We start from the raw sequence: 2274 nt of genomic DNA on the forward strand, positions 1-2274 counted from the left end.
CCTGACTGCGATGATCGGGCTGGCCAGTGCCGCCGGTCACAGCACCAATCTGGCCCGCAGCCACCTGACGGCGTTGCTGGGCGCATTTACATTGTTGCCGATCATGCTGGCGGTGCCGTTTTACGAGGGGCTGCGCAACACCAGTTTTCTGAATGCCTATTTTGAAATGGTATCGAGCCTGACCACCACCGGCGCCACCCTGTTTGTGCCGGACCGTTTGCCGGATGCGTTGCATCTGTGGCGGGCGCTGGTGGGCTGGATGGGCGGATTTCTGGCCTGGGTGATGGCCATCGCCATTTTGGCCCCGCTTAATCTGGGCGGGTTCGAGGTGACATCGACCGACGCTGGCAATACCGGGCGCAGCCAGTTTTCCCAGATCACGAGTGTTGCCAACGCCTCGCAACGGCTGACGCGCTATGCGGCGATGCTGTTTCCGGTTTACGCGGGGCTAACGCTGGTGTTGTGGATCGCACTGCTGCTGGCGGGGGATACGTCGCTGGTGGCCGTCAGCCACGCGATGTCGACGCTGGCCACCAGTGGCATTTCGCCGATTGGCGGTGTCGGGTCAAGCGGTAGCGGTGTGTTGGGCGAAGTGATCATATTCGCCTTTCTGTTCTTTGCCATTTCGCGGCTGATGTTTTCCAAGGATCAGCAGGTGCGGGGCTTGCGCCAGTTGCGCCATGATCCTGAATTCCGCATGGGAACCTTTCTGGTGATCGTGGTGCCGGTGTTGCTGTTTGCCCGCCACTGGGTCGGGGCCTATGACAGCAATCTGGAAACCGATCTTGCTGCGGCCATGCGCGCCCTATGGGGGGCGGCGTTTACCGTTTTATCATTCCTGACCACCACGGGGTTTGAATCCGCGGACTGGGCCAATGCGCGGGGGTGGTCCGGACTGCAATCCTCGGGTTTGATCCTTCTGGGTCTGTCGATAATTGGCGGCGGCGTGGCGACCACGGCAGGCGGGGTTAAACTGATGCGGGTTTATGCGCTCTATAAACACGGCACCCGCGAAATGGAGCGCCTGCTATACCCATCCAGCGTGGGCGGAGCAGGGTCGCAGGCCCGCCATATTCGCCGGTTCGGGGCGCAAATATCGTGGATATTTTTTATGCTGTTCAGTATGTCAGTGGCGCTGGTGATGTTGGCGCTATCCCTGACTGGTTTGTCCTTTGACGGGGCGATGGTGTTTACTATTTCGGCCCTGTCCACCACCGGCCCGTTGGCCGATGTTGCCGCGCAAGACGTGCAAAACTACGCTGATCTGGGCAATGCTGCCAAGATGATACTGGCCGCGGCAATGGTGCTGGGACGGCTGGAAACACTGGCAATTATCGCCCTGTTCAACCCCGCCTTGTGGCGCTCCTAAGGCACAGATCGTTGGAAAAGCGGCTAACGGGCTGATTTTAGGGCTGGAATCTATTGCAAAGCCACGACATAATCATAGTTTGAGTAACATGTTTCATTGCCCGACAGGGGTAGACCACAATAAAAAGGCGAAAGACCAATGGCTGCCGACAGACAAAATTTGCAGGACGCGTTTTTGAACCACGTCCGTAAGGCTAAAGTTCCAGTAACAATTTTCCTGATCAACGGGGTGAAATTGCAGGGTGTCATCACCTGGTTTGATAACTTCTGTGTGCTATTGCGCCGCGACGGGCAAGCACAACTGGTATATAAACACGCGATTTCCACCATCATGCCGGGTGCGCCGATCAATCTATATGACGGCGAAGAAGAATAACCCGATATGGAAATTGATCCCCCGCGCAACACCCGCGCATGGGTTCTGCATCCCGAACTGAAGTTTGACAATGCACGCCGTGATCCTGTGGCGGCTTTGGCCGAGGCTGTGGCCTTGGCCAAAGCCATGCCTGAAATGGAGATCATCGGGTCCGACATTGTGCAACTGCGGGCTGTTCGGGCTGGGGTGTTGTTTGGCAAGGGCAAGATTGCCGATCTAAAGGCGATCTTTACCGCCGAGGAAATCGAGCTGGTGTTGATTGATGGCGCGCTAACGCCAGTGCAGCAGCGCAATCTGGAAGAAGAGTGGGGGCTGAAGATCCTTGATCGCACCGGCCTGATCCTTGAAATCTTCTCGGATCGTGCCCGCACCCGTGAAGGCGTGCTTCAGGTCGAAATGGCGGCGCTTTCCTACCAGCGCACCCGTCTGGTGCGGGCCTGGACCCACCTTGAGCGGCAACGCGGCGGGCTTGGCTTTGTCGGTGGGCCTGCGAGACCCAGATCGAGTCTGACAGACGCGCGATTGACGAC

Annotated in this window: 2 protein-coding genes and 1 pseudogene; all 3 read left to right on the plus strand. The window is 58.0% G+C overall.

Annotation, left to right across the window (positions count from 1 at the left end; translation table 11 throughout):
* On the plus strand, positions 1-1369 hold a 1369-nt coding region (locus ACWB12_RS05790), incomplete at its 5' end, for a TrkH family potassium uptake protein (RefSeq protein WP_479529115.1).
* 138 nt (positions 1370-1507) lie between these two features.
* Positions 1508-1744, plus strand: a complete 237-nt coding sequence (gene hfq / locus ACWB12_RS05795; protein ID WP_479529116.1) for an RNA chaperone Hfq — start codon at positions 1508-1510, stop codon at positions 1742-1744.
* A 6-nt stretch (positions 1745-1750) separates the two neighbouring features.
* Positions 1751-2274, plus strand: a pseudogene (locus ACWB12_RS05800) (HflX-like GTP-binding protein); the annotation flags it as partial.

It is taken from the genome of Profundibacter sp. (assembly GCF_056498605.1).

What these genes read in the sequence shown, in the direction of transcription:
- hfq (WP_479529116.1), top strand. Translation starts at nt 1,508, where the DNA reads ATGGCTGCCGACAGACAAAATTTGCAGGACGCGTTTTTGAACCACGTC.